The organism is Gordonia sp. HS-NH1 (assembly GCF_001418765.1).
Lineage (GTDB): Bacteria > Actinomycetota > Actinomycetes > Mycobacteriales > Mycobacteriaceae > Gordonia.
Map to the genome: position 1 here is coordinate 58,322 of NZ_LIYC01000011.1, position 18,161 is coordinate 76,482.

The window sequence follows — 18,161 nt, forward strand, 5'->3', positions numbered from 1 at the left end:
TTCCGGTACCCGGGTGCGGTTGTGCATACTTCGACCATGTCAACAACCGATGTCACGCCTCTACATCTCGCCGCCGAAGGTGGCGGGGCGGCTCTCGACCAGGTCTTCCTGATGTCCGCGGTGGCCGCCGTCGTGTCGATCGGTCTGCTCTGGATCGGTTACCTGCACCGCACTCGTAAGATCACCTGGCTGACCACGCTGTCGGAGTGGGCCGGGCGCCGCGTGAACCGCCCGCCGTGGGCTGCCCTGCCGATCTTTCTGTTCACCAGCACGATCATCTGCGCGCTGTTCGGCTTTCTCTGGGACGTCAGCCTGCACATCGGCGACGGCCGCGACGAGGGGCCGCTCGCGAACCCCGCGCACTACTTCATCCTGGTGGGCCTGTTCCTGCTGTTCATCTCCGGCATGCTGTCGGTGTTCCTGCCGTTCGACAAACCCGGCCGCTCGGCGATCCGGATCACCCGCAACTGGTACGCCCCGGTCGGTGGAATCCTGTTGGCAGGCTGCGGTTTCTACGCGCTGCTCGGATTCCCGCTCGACGACGTCTGGCACCGGATCTTCGGCCAGGACGTCACGCTGTGGGGCCCGACGCACCTCATGCTGATCGGTGGTGCGGGTCTGTCGCTCATCGCTGTCGTGATCCTCGACCGTGAGGGCCGGGCCGCCATGGGCCCCGATGCGCCGCAGGACGGACGGAGTCAGTGGCTCGTCCGCTGCCTGGCGTTCGGCGGCCTGGTGATCGGCATGTCGGTGTTCCAGATCGAATACGACTTCGGCGTCGAGCAGTTCCGCCTCGTCCTGCAGCCCATGATGATCGCCGGTGCCGGGGCGTTCGCCCTCGTCGCCGCCCGGATCAGCCTCGGGCCGGGTGCGGCACTCGTCGCGGCGGTGTTCGCGATCCTGTTGCGCGGGGTCGTCGCCGTCGTCGTCGGACCGGCTCTGGGCGCCCCGATCAACGTGTTCCCGCTCTACCTGGGCGCAGCGGTGGTCGTCGAACTGCTTGCGCTGACCCCGCTGCTCAAGCGCCGGGTGCTCTTCGGCGCGGTGGCCGGTCTGGGCGTCGCGACTCTCGGACTCTGGATCGAGTCCTGGTGGATCGCCGCGGCCTATCCGTTCCCGTGGGTCACCGGCATGTGGGGCGAGGCACTGATGATGGCCGTCCCGGTGGGCGTCGTCGCCGGTCTGTGCGGCGGAATGCTCGGCATCGTCAGCGTCGGCGAGCGACTCCCTCGCCGTTGGATCAGCGTCACCGCCGTCGTGCTCTCGGTGCTGGTGATCGGCGGCGCCGTCGCCAACGGACTGCGGGTTTCCGTCCCCGCGGACACCACTGCACGCATCGTCCTGACCCCGGCCGGCCCGAACGCGGCGGCCGACCAGAACGTCACGGCCGAGGTCTTCCTCGAGCCCACCGATGCGCTCAGCGACGACCCCGAGTGGGTCACGTTGATGTCCTGGCAGGGCGGGATCGACAACAACCGCGGCATCGTCATCGACCGGCTCGAGCGTGTGGGTCCCAACCGGTTCCGGTCCACCGAACCGATGCCGGTGTCGGGTTCGTGGAAGACCATCCTGCGCGTGCAGGACGGGACCACCATGGCCGGCGTCCCGGTGTACCTGCCGGCGGACCCCGCCATCGGTGCGGAAGGTGAACCCGCGCAGCAATCGTCGACGAAACCGTTCGTCGCCGAGATCTCGATCCTGCAGCGCGAGCGCACCTTCGACTACCCGTCGTGGCTGTTCGGCGCCGCGTCCCTGGTGGTGCTCGTGTGTTCGCTCCTGCTCATCGCCGCGCTCTCCTGGGGGGCCGGCCGGGTGAACGCGCGTGAGGCGACCTCGGGCGCGCGGAAGCCAGAACTCCAGCCGCAGCCGTGATCGGTTCCGCGGCCGGCCCCGCCGTCCACCACCTCGCGACGCATCCACTCGTGCTGGCCCTGCCGGCGGTGATACCCGCGTTCCTGGTGGTGGGCGTCATCGTCACGATCGCGATCATCGACCGCCGCCGCGGGGACGAGGACGACACCGACAGCAACACCGACGACGCACCCGACGACACCGCTGCCGATCGCGCCACCCACCCCGACCCCACCGCTCCCCCTACCCGGAACGAGGCCGATGACCCCGCCCGCGAGGCCGACTGACGCTCTGCTCGCCCACGGGCTGGGTGGTTCGGAGTACCTGCCGGTTCCGCTGACCGCGGTGTTGATCGGCGCCGCCTGGGCGTTGACGATCTCGTTCGCGGTCATCGCCTTCGCCTGGCGCACACCACGTTACGGGCGACCGGACGCCGGTCGAGAGCTGCCGCCATGGGTGACGAGGACCGTCGACAACCGCTGGGTTCGCGGCGTGATCAGCGGTCTCGCCCTGGTTCTCACGGTGTGGCTGATCGTGTCCGCCTTCGGCCCTGACACCGACGACAATCCCCTGCCCGGCGCATTCTATGTGCTGCTCTGGGTCGGAATGACCGTGCTGTCGGCGCTTCTCGGACCGGTCTGGCGACTGCTGTCGCCGGTCCGGACCGTTCTGCGGGTGGTCCGGAAGGTCGCCGGCCCACGAGTCGTCGGGCTCACGGATTATCCGCGCCGGCTGGGGTGGTGGCCTGCGGCGGCGGGCCTGTTCGCCTTCGTCTGGCTGGAACTGGCGTCCCCCGACCCGAGTTCGGTGTCGTCGGTGCGGATCTGGCTGATCTGCTACCTGGTGATCACGCTCGCCGGTGGCGTCGTCTACGGGCTGCGCTGGACAACGGACGCGGACCCGTTCGCGGTGTACAGCACAGTGGCGTCACGACTCTCGCCGTTCGCCCGGAACAGCGAGGGCCGGGTGATCGCGCGGAGTCCGATGAACTCGCTGCCCACGTTGCCGGTGCTCCCGGGCACCGTGACGGTCCTCGCTATCCTGCTCGGCTCCACCGCATTCGACAGTTTCTCGGCGATCCCGCTGTGGCAGGACCTCGTCGCCGAGGGAGCCGACGGCAGCCGGACGATCGCCACGTTGTACGCGACCGCCGGTCTGCTGGTGTTCGTCGGTGTCGTCGCGGTGACGTTCTGGACGGCCGCCCGCGCGGTGGGCGGCGTGCAACCGGACCTCCGACGCCGCCTGCCGGGACTGATGGCGCACTCGCTCGTCCCGATCGTGATCGGCTACATCCTCGCGCACTACCTGCAGTCGCTGGTCGAGCAAGGCCAGGAGGCCGTCCTCGCGCTGGGCGACCCGCTGGGACGGGGCTGGAATGTGTTGTGGCTCAGCGATGCCCACCCGGTCTACGTGATGTCGGATCACCCGACCGTCACCGTGACACTCAAGGTGGCGTTCGTGCTCGGCGGACACCTGCTCGGAGTCGCCGCGGCGCACGACGCGTCGTTGCGGCTCCTACCCCGCCGGCACCAGCTGACCGGACAGCTCACCATGATGGTGACGATGGTCGGCTACACGTTCCTCGGCCTGTACCTGCTGTTCGGGGGCTAGGGCCGTGGTCAGTAGGCGGTCGGCGGCGTGCCCTTCTTGTTCGAACGGAACAGCATGTAGCCGCCGTAGAGGGCGAGTGCGATGAGAGCGATCCAGAAGAGTCCCTCGAGTAGCGGGCCGAGGACGGCCAGCGCGATCAGCGCGACCGCGATGACTCCCAGGACCTTCCAGAAGGTCATGCCGGTGGTGTTCGTCGATGTGCTCATGGGCCCAGTCTGCGCTCGCCGAAGACGGAAAGCGATGGTCGGCGGCACTTCTGGGGCGAACTTCAGGGACTTCCCTGAGGGAGCCCCTACCGGTGGAACCCCTACCGCGCGAACCAGGCCTCGGCGTTGCCGCTGAGCGCCTTCTCGATGCGCAGCGCGGACGTGTCGGTCAGATCCGACGGCAGTTCATCGGGTGCGAACCACGCGACGTCGGAGTTCTCGTCGTCGGCGGGCCGGGCATCGCCGTCGACGTACCGCGCGAGGAAGCAGACGTCGAGATAGCGGGTCTGGTCGCCGTTCGGGTAGGTGATCAGCGGGGTGACGTCGATACTGGTCAGTCGGACGATCTCGGCGGTGACCGCGGCCTCTTCGCGTACCTCGCGCAGGGCGGCCCGCGCCGGTTCCTCACCCGGTTCGAGGACGCCGGACACGACGGCCCACTGCCCGTTGTCGACGCGCCGGGTCAGCAGCACCCGCCCGGAGTCGTCGAGGACGACGACGCTGACGCCGGACAGCCAGAGTTCGCGGTGACCGACCTGTGCTCGCAGATCGCGGATGAATTCGGGGATGGGCACCCCCACATCCTGCCCGTCGAGGTCGGAGATCGCCGGGTGGTGCGGGTCGGACCGCGAATTCCGCGCCGCGCACAATGTGACGCATGAGGATCTCTCGACGCGCCGCAGGGATCGCACCGTTCCAGGCGATGGAGTTCGCGAAACGGGCCGCCGAACTCGAGGCGGCCGGTCATTCCGTCGTGAAACTGAACATCGGCGAGCCCGACTTCGGGGCGCCGCCTGCGGTCCTCGCCGCAGCCCGCGAGGCGACCGGGCGGTCGCTGGCGTACACCGGTGCCCTCGGACTACCCGAATTGCGCGAGGCCATCGCGGACTTCTACGGCCACCATTTCGGGGCCCCGGTGGACCCGGCGCGGGTGGCGGTCACCGCGGGCGCGTCGGCGGCACTCCTGATGGCCTGCGCGGCACTGATCGACCCGGGCGACGAGGTCCTCATCGGCGACCCGTCCTATCCGTGCAACCGCCAGTTCGCACACGCCTTCGGCGCGCGGGTGAGGCTCCTGCCCACGACCCCCGCCAACCGGTTCCAGCTCACCACCGCCGAGGTCGACGAGGCGTGGACTGACTCCACCCGCGGGGTCATCGTGGCGACGCCGTCGAACCCCACCGGCACGTCGATGCCCTACGAGGAACTCGTGGCGATGTGCGACCTGGCTGCCGCGCGGGACGGATGGTCGATCGTCGACGAGATCTACCTCGGCCTGTCCGATCCCGCCGCGGACGGGCGGCCGCCGCGCAGCGTCCTGGCCACCGAGTCGCCAGGGATCGCCCAGACCGTGGTGGTCAACAGTTTCTCCAAGTACTTCGGGATGACCGGGTGGCGGCTGGGATGGTGCATCGTCCCCGACGAACTGGTGGGAGTGCTGGAACGGCTGGCGCAGAACTTCTACGTGTGCCCACCGACACCGTCGCAGTACGCGGCGTTGGCGTGCTTCACCCCGGACTCGCTCGCGGTCGCCGAACACAACCGCCGCGAGTTCACGCGGCGCAGGCAACTCGTCGTCGACGGACTCGCCGACATCGGTCTCGATGTGCCGGTCATCCCCGACGGCGCGTTCTACGTCTATCTCGACGTCAGCTCCACCGGGCTGACGTCGACCGAGTTCTGCGACCGGGCGCTCGCCGAAGCCCACGTCGCCATGACCCCGGGCAATGACTTCGGGGTCGCGGCCGCGGACCGATACGTCCGGCTGTCCTACGCCGCATCCACCGATGACCTGTCCCTCGCCCTCGAACGGCTTCGCACGTTCGTCGGCGCCGGTCGCGAACCACGTCGATGAGGAGAAGCCGTCACATGAACACCCGACCCCCGGGCACCGTCCGTTCCGACCTCCTCGCCGAGGCGGTGGCTCCGATCCTGACGGCGCGCACCGAGGGCGATCCGCGGGTCCCGGGTGTGGTCGCGGGCGTGACGACCGACGAGGAGACGGTGTTCCTGGGCGCGGCCGGCGTACGTGCCCTCGACGACCCCCAGCCGATGACCGTCGACTCGGTGTTCGCACTGTTCTCCGCGACCAAGGCGGTCACCGCGACGGTGGCGCTGCAGCTCGTCGAGGACGGGGACCTCGACCTCCACGCACCGGCGCGTTCTTATGTACCGGACATCGGCGAGCTGCAGGTGATCGAGGGCTTCGACGACGACGGCCAACCCCGCCTCCGCCCGCCGGCGTCCGATGTCACGACACACCAGTTGCTCACGCACACCGCCGGTTTCGGCTACGACTTCTTCAACGAGACCTACCGCCGACTGACCTCGGACCACGGCGTGCCCGCCGTCGCCACGGCGACCGGGGCGTCACTGCGAACCCCCCTGCTGTTCGATCCCGGCACGAACTGGGAGTACGGCTCCGGCCTGGACTGGGTCGGACAGGTCATCGAGGCCGTCGCCGGGCGTCGACTCCGCGAGGTCATGCACGAGCGGGTCCTCGCCCCACTCGGCATGTCCGACACCGGATTCGCGCTCTCCGACGACGCCCGGAGCAGACGTGCCGTCCTCCACATGCGCAGGCGGGGCGAGCTCGTGCCCAACCACCGTTGGGAACAGCCCGCCGATCCCGAGATCGACATGGGCGGGCAGGGCCTCTGGTCCACGGTCCCCGACTATCTGAGGTTCCTGCGGATGTGGTTGCGCGGCGGCCGATCCGACGGCGGGGAGCAGATCCTGCGCCCCGACACCGTCGAGCTCGCGCTTCGCAATCAGATCGGGCACCTCGCCGTCGGACGACTCCCCGGCGTGATACCGCCGTTGAGCCACGACGTCGAATTCTTCCCCGGCACACCGAAATCGTGGTCGTACCCGTTCATGATCAACGATGCCGACGCGCCTACCGGGCGCCCGGCCGGGTCCCAGTCGTGGGCCGGGCTGGCCAACCTCTACTACTGGATCGATCCCCAGACCCGGCTCGGCGGCTTCTGGGCGACGCAGATCTTCCCGTTCTTCGATCCTGCGTCGGTCGACGGATACCTCGACTTCGAAGCCGCCACGTACCGGACCCTGACGGACTGACCTCGCGGGGCGTTCAGCACGAAGTGACGCTGTGCGATACCCAGTTGCCCGACCCGGCGAGATTGCGAAAGACGTTCGACCGGTACCAAACATTGCGCGGCTGCCTCTACCCGCACCACACCGCCGACGACCATTCCTGCCCGGTGCGCTCCGAGATCCTCACCGACGGACGTAAAGGGTGCGGATGTGGCCGACCCAGGCCGCAGTCAGGCGAGCCACGAACCGCAGCGCGCCAGTTCGACGTCCGCCATGAACCCGTAGCCGGTTAGGCGATCGGCGGGGCGGCTACGTGGTCGCGGTCGCGCAGTGAACCGTTACGGAGCGTGTCTCGCGGGCCGATTGCCGGCGAACAGGCCGTTGCGCGTTGTCAGGTAACCCGTTCCCGCGCGAAGGTGATCGCAACAGGAACAGGGCACGGAGGGAACTCACTGTGAAGTTGTCAAGGTACGGTTGCGATCCCGAACGAGGTCCGGGTGCGGAAGGTGCTACGCAAAGGTCTGGCGGTCTGGGGGGGTGGCGTCAGGCGGCGTCGTCGAGGCGCATGGTGCGTCGGTTGTAGGCGGGTAGTGGCCGCCGTTGTGGGTCGATGGTGGCGGGAAGGACGAGCCAGGGGTGGCGGTCACAGCCCATCACGATGTCCCACCCGTGGTGGTGGACCTGGGTGTGGCAGCGTTGACACAACAGGCAGCCGTTGTCGAGGTCGGTGGGTCCACCGTCGGCCCAGTGGGTGACGTGGTGGACCTGTGTATGTGACGGCGGCGCACCGCATTTGATGCAGCAGGTGTCGCGGATGATCACTGCTCTACGGAGGTGTGCCGGGAACAGCCGGTGGGTGTGGCCCATCTGCAGTGGTACGCCTTCGTCGTCGAGGATGATCTCGGTCAGGGATCCGTCGCACGACACTTGTCGGGCGCTGGCTTGGCTGACCGAACCGGTCCACGGCAGCGTCGCTGGGTCCCCGACGGCGGGAATGGTCAGCATCAGTTGGGTGCGTGGGGAGCCAACGGTGTCGATGCTGGCACCCAACGCGGCTTGGTCGAGGATGAGTTCGAATGCGTCTGCGCGGCGTTGCTCGGCGGTGCGTCGATCCTCGGCGCCATCGGGTTCGGGCCGTGGGCAGGAACGTTCGTCGATCATCGCCAGGAATTTCTCACCGACGACCTGGGTCAGGTCGGCATGGACTTCGACGCGTCCGTCGTCGCGGATGTGGGCGTTGACCGAGTTCAGCGATGGGTCGTCGGCCGCCGGTACACCGGTGCCGGAAGCGTTGGCGAGCGTGCTGCCGATGGCTCGGGCGTGCTTGAGCACTTCTGTCGGTGCCGCACCGGACAATGCTTGGGCGAGGAGTTCCATCTCATGCCTCCTCTTGTCATCCCCGGAAAGGGCGCCAGCACATCGCTCCTCGATCTCGTTCGTGCCTCGCACGATGGCATCGACGATCTCGCCGGACAGTTGCCCGTCGGCGGCGTGACGAGCGAGGACGGGCAGTGCGTGTAAGGCATCGACACTTCGCATGGTGCGGTGTGCAGCAGCAGGGGCATGGCCTGACTCGATCAGCAACTTCTTGGTGGTGCTGCCAGCCTTCTGCGCGACGCCGAGGGCGTTCAGTTGCGCTGCGTGCGTGACGATCTGATGGTCGGCAAGGTTGCGGATCAGACGCCACGTGTCGAGGGCGTCGAATGTTGCTCTGCCTGTGGGGTCGTCGGCGGGCGGGGTGGTCTCGATGAGCTGATCGAGGATAATGGCTAGCTCGGGCATGACTCCAAGGTACAGGAACGTGCGTTCGATTCCGAGGAGTTTTCACAGGCTCGAAACGCGAATTCATCGACTGTGCATCGTTTTTCGTCGACTGTGCGTTGATTCTCGTTGACTGTGGTGGATCGTCGACTGTGGTGAACCCCAGCCACATCTGTGCCGCGTTCGGGTGAGATGCGCTTCGTCTCTGTTGGGCCGGGTCTGGGGACTCTCTGCGAGGCCGCATCCGCAACCAGCCGCGCGTCGTGTGGCGCAGCGTCCGTCGGGCGTGTACAGCGGCGTCGGGTCACCGAGTGGCTTCGACTCGGCGCCTGGCTTCGCTCGGTACCGGCTCAACCATCGGGGTCGGGTCGACTGACCGCCGCCCCCCAGAATTCTGGGACGCTCGCGGGCCCAGAACTCTGGCGCGCGCATTTCCCGCGTTCGAGGGATGGCGGGAACAAAAGGGGCTCAGCCATTCTGAGTCCCATGGAGCAGCCGGTCCCGGCGCACCACCGACACACGCACAGCGTTCATCCGCACGTCCCGATCCCGAAGGAATCATCGTGTCCATCACCTCCGAACCCATCGACTCCACCGACTTCGACGCCCTGCTTTCCGCGGTCGCCGGCCCTGTCCTCACCGCGGCCGACGAGGGTTACACGGGCGAACTGTCCGGCTTCAACCTCGCGGCGATCCCGGCTGCCGACGTGGTCGTCGGTGCGACGAATGCCGCCGACGTCGCCGCCGCCGTGCGGTACGCGCGCTCCAACGGATTGCGTGTCAGCGCGCGGGCGACCGGGCACGGTTCGCCCATCGAGGGGCGCGGAACGGTGGTCGTCACCACCTCCCGGATGACCGAGATCAGCGTCGACCCGGTCACCAGGACCGCGCGCGTCGGCGCCGGGGTGCGGTGGCGCGACGTGGCCGCGGCGACCGCGCCACACGGCCTCACCGGGCTCGTCGGCTCCTCGTCGTCGGTGGGCGTCGTCGGGTACACGCTCGGCGGCGGCCTGAGTCCCCTCGGTCGGCAATTCGGTTACGCCGCCGACCATGTCCGGTCGATCGAGCTCGTCACGGCCGACGGAATCGTCCGCACGGTCGACGCGTCCGCGGGTTCGGACCTGTTCTGGGCACTGCTCGGCGGACGCGACGGCTTCGGCATCGTCACCGCACTCGAGTTCGAGTTGTTCGATCTGCCCACGGTCTACGGCGGCGGGATCTTCTTCGCCGGTTCGTCGGCGGGCGACGTCCTGCATGCGTGGCGTGAGTGGGCCCCGACCCTGCCCGAGGAGGCCGGCACCTCGGTGGCCATCCTCCGGCTCCCGCCGGACCCCAACCTGCCCCCACCCCTGCAGGGTCAGCTCGCCGTCCACGTGCGTTACACGCACACCGGCGACCCGGCCACCGCGGCCGCACTGCTGGCGCCGATGCGATCGGCGGGGCCGGTCCTGCTGGAGAACGTCGACGTACTGCCGGCAGCCGCGCTCGACGCGGTGCACATGGACCCGCCCGGCCCGATGCCGAGCGCTGAACGCGGCTGCCTGCTCGCAGGTCTCCCGGCGTCGGCCGTGGACGCATTGCTCGCGGTCGCCGGCCCCCAGGTGGCGAGCCCGCTGGCCATCGTCGAGATCCGCCTCCTCGGCGGCCGGTTGCGGGCGCCGCAACGAGTGCCCAACGCCGTCGTCGGTCGCGACGGAGCGTTCTCCGTCATCGCCATCGGCGTGCCCGCGGGCCCGTTGGGTGACCAGGTCGGGGAGCATCTCGCCGCCGTGAACGAGGCGCTCGCCGCCCACTCGTGCGGAGCTCTGCTGAACTTCTCCGGGCGGACCGCAGGCGAACGCGACGCGCTCTGGTCGGCAGACCAGCGAACCCGGTTGGAGACCATCCGCCGCCGGCACGATCCGACCGGGGTCCTCCGACCGGGTGACCCCACTATTGTGGGATAGACATCCGCCGCAGCTCACGCCCACAATTGTCGGATGACATCGAGTCTGACCGCCGAGCGCGTGCGTCGCGACATCGAGGTCGTGGCCCACGCCGGCCTCGGACTCGACGACTTCTTCGCCGAAACCGTCGCGTCGCTGCGCCGAGCGGTGCCGGTCGACGCGGTCTGCATCGGCACCTTCGATCCCAACACCGTGCTGCTCACCAGCGCCCGCAAATACGGTTCGCTTCTCGGCGAGGATCACCGGGATCCGGACTGGGGGCTCCTCGAATACGGCCAGGTCGAGCCGTCCGCCTACCGTGAGATGGTCGCTGCCAAGCGTGACGCGGTCGGGCTCAATCTGCTCAACCGGGGCGCGACCGAGCGCTCGAACCGGATGTCGCAGTTGATGATTCCCGAGTACTGCTTCCACGACGAGGCCCGAATGGTGTTGCGGGACGGCGATCGGGCGTGGGCCGGGATCGCGATGTTCCGCAGCGGCGCGGGGTGCCGGCCGTTCGATGCGGACGAGGTCGCCTTCCTGGGATCGCTCTCCCGCACCCTCGCCTACGGCGTCCGCGTGGGGCTGTTGAGCAGTGTGGTGAGTGCGCCCGAGCGAAGCGGTGCAAGCGTGTCACCGGCGGCGGGTCACGGCCCGGCGGTGCTCATCGTCGACCGCAACAACGAGATCGTCCAGATGAGTGCCGGGAGTCAGGAACGCATCGCCGACCTCGCGTCCGGCCCGAACGGCGCCGCGGTGATGAACCCGATCTACGGCCTCATCGGCGCGGCGCGGCGTTACGGGACGGGCGAGTCCACGGTCCCGCCGCGACTCCGGGTGCGCGGCGCCTCGGGCATGTGGCTGGTCATCCACGCCTCGCCGCTGTCGTCGGCCGACGGCCGGGTGGGTGAGGTCGTGGTGACGATCGAGGAGGCGCGTCCGCCCGAGATCATCCCGCTGGTCGTCGAGGCGTTCGGACTCACCGCCCGCGAACGTGACGTCACCCAGATGGTGCTGCAGAGTGTGGCCACCAAGGACATCGCCACCGCCCTGCACGTGTCGGCCTACACGGTGCAGGATCACCTGAAATCCATCTTCGACAAGGCCGGCGTCCGCAGCAGACGCGAACTGATCGCACGGATCTACTTCGACCAGTACGCCCAGCGCCTCAACGATCCGCTCTTGCCGTCCGGGTCGTTCGCCGCCTCCGACGGCGCGCACTAGCAGCTCTTCCCCTTTCCGGACCCGCCCCGTGCGCGATGCACGCGGCGGGTTCGTTGCCGTCGTCTCACAGTGAGACGTTTGTAATCCACGTCACAGGGTTGTATCGAAGTCGCTCCAGTCCATGCGGGCCGGCAGTCCGCCGGCTCTCCACCGAGGAGGCGCACTTTGAGCAGGCAGAGCTTGACAAAAGCCCATGCGAAGATCACCGAGTTGTCCTGGGAGCCCACCTTCGCCACCCCGGCCACCCGGTTCGGTACCGACTACACCTTCGAGAAGGCCCCCAAAAAGGATCCGCTCAAGCAGATCATGCGGTCGTACTTCCCAATGGAGGAAGAGAAGGACAATCGCGTGTACGGCGCCATGGACGGCGCCATCCGCGGCAACATGTTCCGCCAGGTGCAGGAACGCTGGCTGGAATGGCAGAAGCTGTTCCTGTCGATCATCCCGTTCCCCGAGATCTCCGCGGCTCGCGCGATGCCGATGGCCATCGACGCCGTCCCCAATCCCGAGATCCACAACGGCCTCGCCGTGCAGATGATCGACGAGGTTCGTCATTCGACGATCCAGATGAACCTCAAGAAGCTGTACATGAACAACTACATCGACCCGGCCGGCTTCGACATCACCGAGAAGGCGTTCGCCAACAACTACGCCGGCACCATCGGTCGCCAGTTCGGCGAGGGTTTCATCACCGGCGACGCCATCACCGCGGCCAACATCTACTTGACCGTCGTCGCCGAAACAGCCTTCACCAACACTCTTTTCGTCGCCATGCCCGACGAGGCCGCCGCCAATGGCGACTATCTGCTGCCCACCGTGTTCCACTCCGTCCAGTCCGACGAGTCGCGACACATCTCCAACGGCTACTCGATCCTGCTCATGGCACTCGCCGACGAGCGCAATCGTCCGCTGCTGGAGCGGGACCTGCGCTACGCGTGGTGGAACAACCACTGTGTCGTCGACGCGGCCATCGGCACCTTCATCGAGTACGGCACCAAGGACCGTCGCAAGGACCGCGAGAGCTACGCCGAGATGTGGCGTCGCTGGATCTACGACGACTACTACCGCAGTTACCTTCTGCCGCTGGAGAAGTACGGGCTCACCATCCCGCACGACCTCGTCGAAGAGGCGTGGAACCGGATCACCAACAAGCACTACGTGCATGAGGTCGCCCGCTTCTTCGCCACCGGCTGGCCGGTCAACTACTGGCGCATCGACGCCATGACCGACAAGGACTTCGAGTGGTTCGAGGAGAAGTACCCAGGCTGGTACAACAAGTTCGGCAAGTGGTGGGAGAACTACAACCGGCTCGCCTACCCCGGCCGCAACAAGCCCATCGCCTTCGAAGAGGTGGGGTATGAGTACCCGCACCGGTGCTGGACCTGCATGGTGCCTGCCCTCATCCGCGAGGACATGGTCACCGAGAAGGTCGACAACCAGTGGCGCACCTACTGCTCGGAGACCTGCTATTGGACCGACGCGGTGGCGTTCCGAGGGGAGTACGAGGGTCGCGAGACCCCGAACATGGGTCGCCTCACCGGTTTCCGCGAATGGGAGACACTCCACCACGGCAAGGACCTCGCCGACATCATCACCGACCTCGGTTACGTCCGGGATGACGGCAAGACGCTGATCCCGCAGCCGCACCTCGATCTGGACCCGAAGAAGATGTGGACGCTCGACGATGTCCGCGGCAACGTCTTCAACAGTCCGAACGTGCTGCTCAATCTGATGTCCGACGAGGAGCGGGACGCCCACATCGCGGCGTACCGCGCCAACACCAACGGGGCCGTACCGGCCTGAGTCGCGTCGACCCTTCGTGACGCGCTCTCCGCAAGCTCCGAGCGCTCCTCAGGGAGCGAGTGGATGTCCCGCAAGCCATTCACTGCTCCCTGAGGAGCGGAGCGTCACGAAGGGTCCTCGCACCCGAGTTCGAACTGGAGACACCGTGGCCGATACACATCGCATCAACTTCGCCCCCGTCGACATCGAGATGGAGGTGGGCGAGGACGAGACCATTCTCGACGCCGCATTCCGGCAGGGAATCCATCTCATGCACGGGTGCCGGGAGGGCCGGTGCTCGGCGTGCAAGTCCTACATGCTCGACGGCGACGTCCAGATGGACGACTACTCGACCTTCGCCTGCAACGACGCCGAGGAGGCCGAGGGTTACGTCCTGCTCTGCCGCACCTACGCCTACAGCGACTGCGACATCGAACTGCTGAACTTCGACGAGGACGAGTTGCTGGGCGGGGCACCGATTCAGGACGTCCGAACCCGCGTTGCCGCGGTCGAGTCGATGACCAAGGACATCGTGTCCCTGCGTCTCGATGTCGTGGAGCCGGCGACCTTCGAGTTCAAACCCGGCCAGTACGTGGACCTCTCGATTCCCGGAACGCAGGAGAAGCGGTCGTTCTCGATCGCCACCACACAATCGACCCCGGACAAACTCGAGTTCCTCATCAAGAAGTATCCGGGCGGCGTGTTCGCCGGCATGCTCGAGAGCGGACTCGAACCGGGCACCGAGATCATGGTCAACGGTCCGTACGGGTCGTGCACCCTCCGTAGCGGGCATGTGCTCCCGCTCGTCTGCATCGGAGGCGGCGCCGGGATGGCACCGCTGCTCTCCCTCCTCCGGCACATCAGCGAATCCGGGATCCAACGTCCGGTGCGCTTCTACTACGGCGCCCGCACCGCGGCCGATCTCTTCTGCCTCGACGAGATCGCCTCTCTCGGTGAGAAGATCGCCGACTTCGGGTTCACCGCATGCTTGTCCGAGTCCGCCGCCGACGCACCCGCAGGCGTCTCGGTGGCCGAGGGCAACGTCACCGACATCGTCAACGGATGCGAATCCGACCTGTCCCGAACGGAGGTGTACTTCTGCGGACCCCCGCCCATGGTCGACGCGGCGTTGGCTCTCGCCGAACAACATTCGGTGCCGCGTGACCAGATCTTCTACGACAGTTTCACCAGCCCGGCATTCGACTAGTCCACCCCACCCCGACAGCCCGCCGACACCCCGAGGAGCGCGCAGTATGTCCGCACCCACCGCACCCAAACCCCACCAGCGGGAACGCAGTTTCCCGTCCATCGAGTTCACCGACGCCGAAGCCGGCGCCAAGGACTTCCCGAGTTCCAAGAGCCGCAAGTACAGCTACTACCAGCCGGCCAAGAAGCGCGCGACCATGTACGAGGACGTCACCGTCGACGTGCAGCCCGATCCCGAACGGCACCTGAGCCAGGGCTGGATCTACGGGTTCGGCAACGGCCCGGGCGGTTACCCACAGGAATGGACGACGGCGAAGTCGAGCAACTGGCACGCCTTCCTCGATCCCAACGAGGAGTGGGACCAGACGATCTACCGGAACAACTCTGCGGTCGTCCACCAGGTCGACCTGTGCCTGCAGAACGCCAAGCGGGCGCGCGCATACGATTCCTGGAACTCACCGTGGCTGAAGTTCATCGAGCGCAACCTCGGCGCCTGGATGCACGCCGAGAACGGGCTGGCGCTACACGTGTTCACCTCCATCCAGCGGTCGGGTCCGACCAACATGATCAACACCGCCGTGGCGGTGAACGCCGCCCACAAGATGCGTTTCGCACAAGACCTCGCACTGTTCAATCTCGATCTGTCCGAGGCCGAGGAGGAGTTCGACGGCGAGGCGCACAAAGCGGTGTGGCAGGCAGCACCGGAGTGGCAGCCGACCCGCGAGGTGGTCGAGCGTCTGACGGCGGTCGGCGACTGGTGCGAGCTCCTCTTCGCCACGAACATCGTCTTCGAACAGCTCGTCGGATCGCTGTTCCGCTCGGAGCTGGTCATGCAGGTCGCCGCCCGCAACGGCGACTACATCACCCCCACCATCGTCGGCACCGGTGAGCACGACTACGACCGCGACCTGGCCTACACCAGGAGCCTGTTCCGAATCCTCACGCGCGACGACGAATTCGGAGACCAGAACAAGGAGCTGTTCGCCCGGTGGCTCGCCGTGTGGGTGCCCCGGTGCCTCGAGGCGGCCCGCGCGCTGCAACCGATCTGGTCCCAGCCGGCGGACAAGTCGATCACCTTCGCCACCAGCCTGGACGCGGCAACCGCCAAGTTCACCGACCTGCTGACATCAATCGATGTCGCCATCCCCGAGGAGTTGACCAAGTGACCATGCAATTCGGTGCGGAGACCGAGTTCTCCAACATGTGCGGCGTGACCCTGATGAACACCCCGATCGGCCGCGTCGTCGCCGACGTCATGGGCGCGAAGGACGGCGTGGAACTCACCGAGTACCCCTCGATGATCCGCGTGGACGGGGTCAACCGGCTCGAGTTCGACTACGACGAACTGACCGATGCGCTCGGTCAGGACTTCGACGGATCGATCTTTGAGGAGATCAGCTCGACCCACTACGGGCGGATGGTGCACCTCGACGACCGGACCTTCCTGTTCGCCAGCCCCGAGGACGCCGCCGAGTACATCGGGTTCGACCTCACCGCCCAGAGCTGAGAGCTCGCATCAGGCCCGCGTCGTGACCGCCGGCGGACCGCTCCCGGCGGTCACGACGTACACCACCCCATCACCCGGCCCCGCCCACCGATTCCCCGCCCCGCCTGCCACATCCGAGACAGCCCCCGTTCGACACAGCCCAGCCCCAGCAGCCGAGACCACAGCCCATGATCGTCAGGAGCACACGATGTACGAGAAGAACGGCGACCAGTACTTCATCGTCGACGCCCACGTCCACCTCTGGGACGGACGCGAATCCAACCAGAAGAACATCCACGGCAAGCAGTTCATCGACTGCTTCTACGACTATCACCGCAACCTCAGCCCCGAGGACCAGGTGTGGGACTACGACACCTACACCTACTACGGCCCGGAGCGGCTGATGCGTGACCTCTTCGAGGAGGGCCCGGCCGACCACGCGATCTTCCAGGCCACCATGCTGAGCGACTTCTACGTCAACGGTTTCGCACAGGTCGACGACTCGCTGAAGCTGTGTGAGGACAATCCCGGTCTGCTGACCTACAACCACGCCTACGATCCCCGGCACGGCGAGGCGGGGCTCGAGCAGTTGCGCCGCGACGCCGAGGTGATGAACCTCAAGGGGGTCAAGCTCTACACCGCCGAATGGTTCGGCGACTCACGCGGTTACAAGCTCGACGACGCCTGGTCGCGCCGCTACCTCGAGGAGTGCATCAAACTCGGCATCAAGAACGTCCACATCCACAAGGGCCCCACCATCCGGCCGCTGGACCGAGACGCCTTCGACGTCGCCGACGTCGACAAGGTGGCCACCGACTACCTGGACCTGAACTTCGTCGTCGAGCACGTCGGTCTCCCCCGGCTCGAGGACTTCTGCTGGATCGCGACACAGGAGTCAAATGTGTTCGGCGGCCTGGCCGTGGCCATTCCGTTCATCCACACCCGTCCGCGGTACTTCGCCCAGATCATCGGCGAGCTCCTCTACTGGATCGGCGAGGACAAGATCCTCTTCGCCAGTGACTACGCCTTGTGGACCCCGCAGTGGCTGGTCGAGAAGTTCGTCGACTTCCAGATCCCGGAGGACATGACCGAGTACGCGCCGATCACCGTCGAGCAGAAGAAGAAGATTCTCGGCCTCAACGCGGCCGCGCTCTACCCGCACATCGAGGTACCCGAGGAACTCCGATTGCCCACCAGCGCAGCCGATCCGGATGCCGAGGTGGCAGCCGGCGCAAAAGATGCGGTGAACGCATGACCGCGTTGGACCATCGCCCGGCGCCCGGCATCGGTCGCGCGATCCGACTCGAGCACGACATACTCGCCGCGCTGGACACTGTCCTCGATCCCGAGCTCGACGAACCGATCACCGATCTCAACTTCATCCGGTCGATCCTGATCGACGATGCCGGGACGACGGTGCACCTGCGTCTGCCCACGTCGTTCTGCTCACCGAACTTCGCCTACCTGATGGGTTCGGATGCCCTCGACGCGCTCGAGGACATCGACGGGATCGGTCAGGTGCGGGTCCTGCTGGACGATCACCACGACAGCGACAAGATCAACTCCGGGCTCGACGCCCACGCCGGCTACAGGGGCACTTTCGGAGCGGAGGCGCTCGAGAGCCTCGACGAGTTGCGACTGACGTTCCGGCGCAAGGCCCACACCGCCGCGATGGAGCGCTGCGTCGCTGCCGAGATCACCGCGGGACGCGTACTGGTGTCCGAGGTCGATCGCCTCGCACTGCGCGATCTCCCCCGCGGTCACCGCAAGTCGGCGCTGCTGCGCCGGCGGATGGAGCTGGGACTCAGCGTCTGTCCCAACAGCCTCGTCGTCGTCGACGAGGATGGCCGGCCGTTACCGGCCGAACAGGTGCCGATGCGCCTGCGCTTCGCGCGCTCGGTGCGTATCTCGATGGAGGGCAACAGCCACTTCTGCCGAGGTCTGCTCGCCACCCGCTACGCCGACGACACCGCCTGCGACGGCCGGAGCGGACCCATCATCACCGATCTCCGGACCCCCCGCGGCGGCACCACCCGAACGGAACAGGAGTAG

The 18,161-nt window shown here is 67.1% G+C and carries 16 protein-coding genes; 13 read left to right on the forward strand and 3 right to left on the reverse strand.

Going from position 1 to position 18,161, the window contains the following annotated elements; translation table 11 throughout:
• Positions 1 to 36: 36 nt before the first annotated feature.
• Genes AMD30_RS10325 through AMD30_RS10335 form a run of 3 tightly spaced genes read left to right on the forward strand, consistent with a single transcriptional unit; the run spans position 37 to position 3,462 of the window.
• Positions 37 to 1,872: a hypothetical protein gene (locus AMD30_RS10325; protein ID WP_055475565.1), complete on the forward strand. Its 1,836-nt coding sequence runs from the start codon at positions 37 to 39 to the stop codon at positions 1,870 to 1,872.
• The gene (locus AMD30_RS10330) at positions 1,869 to 2,138 is read left to right on the forward strand and encodes a hypothetical protein (protein WP_055475566.1); all 270 of its coding nucleotides are present in this window, start codon (positions 1,869 to 1,871) and stop codon (positions 2,136 to 2,138) included. The genes AMD30_RS10325 and AMD30_RS10330 overlap by 4 nt, the downstream gene beginning before the upstream one ends.
• Positions 2,113 to 3,462, forward strand: coding sequence for a hypothetical protein (locus AMD30_RS10335; protein ID WP_055475567.1), 1,350 nt, complete (start codon positions 2,113 to 2,115; stop codon positions 3,460 to 3,462). Before AMD30_RS10330 ends, AMD30_RS10335 begins: the two co-directional genes overlap by 26 nt.
• Positions 3,463 to 3,470: 8 nt before the next feature.
• Here the strand turns inward: AMD30_RS10335 and AMD30_RS10340 are convergent, their stop codons facing one another.
• Both AMD30_RS10340 and AMD30_RS10345 read right to left on the reverse strand, forming a co-directional pair.
• A complete protein-coding gene (locus tag AMD30_RS10340; protein ID WP_010843904.1) occupies positions 3,471 to 3,668 on the reverse strand; it encodes a hypothetical protein in 198 nt (65 codons plus the stop codon).
• Between the two features lie 101 nt (positions 3,669 to 3,769).
• Positions 3,770 to 4,243 carry an NUDIX hydrolase gene (locus tag AMD30_RS10345; RefSeq protein WP_055475612.1) on the reverse strand — a complete coding sequence of 158 codons (474 nt, stop codon included), beginning with the start codon at positions 4,241 to 4,243 and terminating at the stop codon, positions 3,770 to 3,772.
• Between the two features lie 83 nt (positions 4,244 to 4,326).
• On the opposite strand from AMD30_RS10345, the gene AMD30_RS10350 reads away from it, so the two are divergent.
• Positions 4,327 to 5,523: a pyridoxal phosphate-dependent aminotransferase gene (locus tag AMD30_RS10350; RefSeq protein WP_055475568.1), complete on the forward strand. Its 1,197-nt coding sequence runs from the start codon at positions 4,327 to 4,329 to the stop codon at positions 5,521 to 5,523.
• Positions 5,524 to 5,537: 14 nt separating this feature from the next.
• Positions 5,538 to 6,749, forward strand: coding sequence for a serine hydrolase domain-containing protein (locus AMD30_RS10355; protein WP_055475569.1), 1,212 nt, complete (start codon positions 5,538 to 5,540; stop codon positions 6,747 to 6,749).
• A gap of 519 nt (positions 6,750 to 7,268) precedes the next feature.
• Here AMD30_RS10355 and AMD30_RS10360 read toward each other — a convergent pair.
• Positions 7,269 to 8,507, reverse strand: a complete 1,239-nt coding sequence (locus tag AMD30_RS10360; RefSeq protein ID WP_055475570.1) for an HNH endonuclease — start codon at positions 8,505 to 8,507, stop codon at positions 7,269 to 7,271.
• 542 nt (positions 8,508 to 9,049) lie between these two features.
• On the opposite strand from AMD30_RS10360, the gene AMD30_RS10365 reads away from it, so the two are divergent.
• From AMD30_RS10365 to AMD30_RS10400, 8 genes are all read left to right on the forward strand, one after another.
• Positions 9,050 to 10,432, forward strand: a complete 1,383-nt coding sequence (locus tag AMD30_RS10365) for an FAD-binding oxidoreductase (protein ID WP_055475571.1) — start codon at positions 9,050 to 9,052, stop codon at positions 10,430 to 10,432.
• Between the two features lie 33 nt (positions 10,433 to 10,465).
• On the forward strand, positions 10,466 to 11,635 hold the full coding sequence (locus AMD30_RS10370) for a helix-turn-helix transcriptional regulator (protein ID WP_055475572.1): 1,170 nt from the start codon (positions 10,466 to 10,468) through the stop codon (positions 11,633 to 11,635).
• A 165-nt stretch (positions 11,636 to 11,800) separates the two neighbouring features.
• Complete coding sequence (locus tag AMD30_RS10375) at positions 11,801 to 13,438, forward strand: aromatic/alkene/methane monooxygenase hydroxylase/oxygenase subunit alpha (RefSeq protein WP_055475573.1); 1,638 nt, start codon at positions 11,801 to 11,803, stop codon at positions 13,436 to 13,438.
• A 145-nt stretch (positions 13,439 to 13,583) separates the two neighbouring features.
• Positions 13,584 to 14,624, forward strand: coding sequence for a 2Fe-2S iron-sulfur cluster-binding protein (locus AMD30_RS10380; RefSeq protein ID WP_010844610.1), 1,041 nt, complete (start codon positions 13,584 to 13,586; stop codon positions 14,622 to 14,624).
• A gap of 46 nt (positions 14,625 to 14,670) precedes the next feature.
• Complete coding sequence (locus AMD30_RS10385) at positions 14,671 to 15,789, forward strand: aromatic/alkene monooxygenase hydroxylase subunit beta (protein WP_055475574.1); 1,119 nt, start codon at positions 14,671 to 14,673, stop codon at positions 15,787 to 15,789.
• 2 nt (positions 15,790 to 15,791) lie between these two features.
• Complete coding sequence (mimD, locus tag AMD30_RS10390; RefSeq protein WP_014927755.1) at positions 15,792 to 16,130, forward strand: propane 2-monooxygenase effector subunit MimD; 339 nt, start codon at positions 15,792 to 15,794, stop codon at positions 16,128 to 16,130.
• A 187-nt stretch (positions 16,131 to 16,317) separates the two neighbouring features.
• Positions 16,318 to 17,364 carry an amidohydrolase family protein gene (locus AMD30_RS10395; RefSeq protein WP_055475575.1) on the forward strand — a complete coding sequence of 349 codons (1,047 nt, stop codon included), beginning with the start codon at positions 16,318 to 16,320 and terminating at the stop codon, positions 17,362 to 17,364.
• The gene (locus tag AMD30_RS10400) at positions 17,361 to 18,161 is read left to right on the forward strand and encodes an iron-sulfur cluster assembly protein (protein WP_055475576.1); all 801 of its coding nucleotides are present in this window, start codon (positions 17,361 to 17,363) and stop codon (positions 18,159 to 18,161) included. The genes AMD30_RS10395 and AMD30_RS10400 overlap by 4 nt, the downstream gene beginning before the upstream one ends.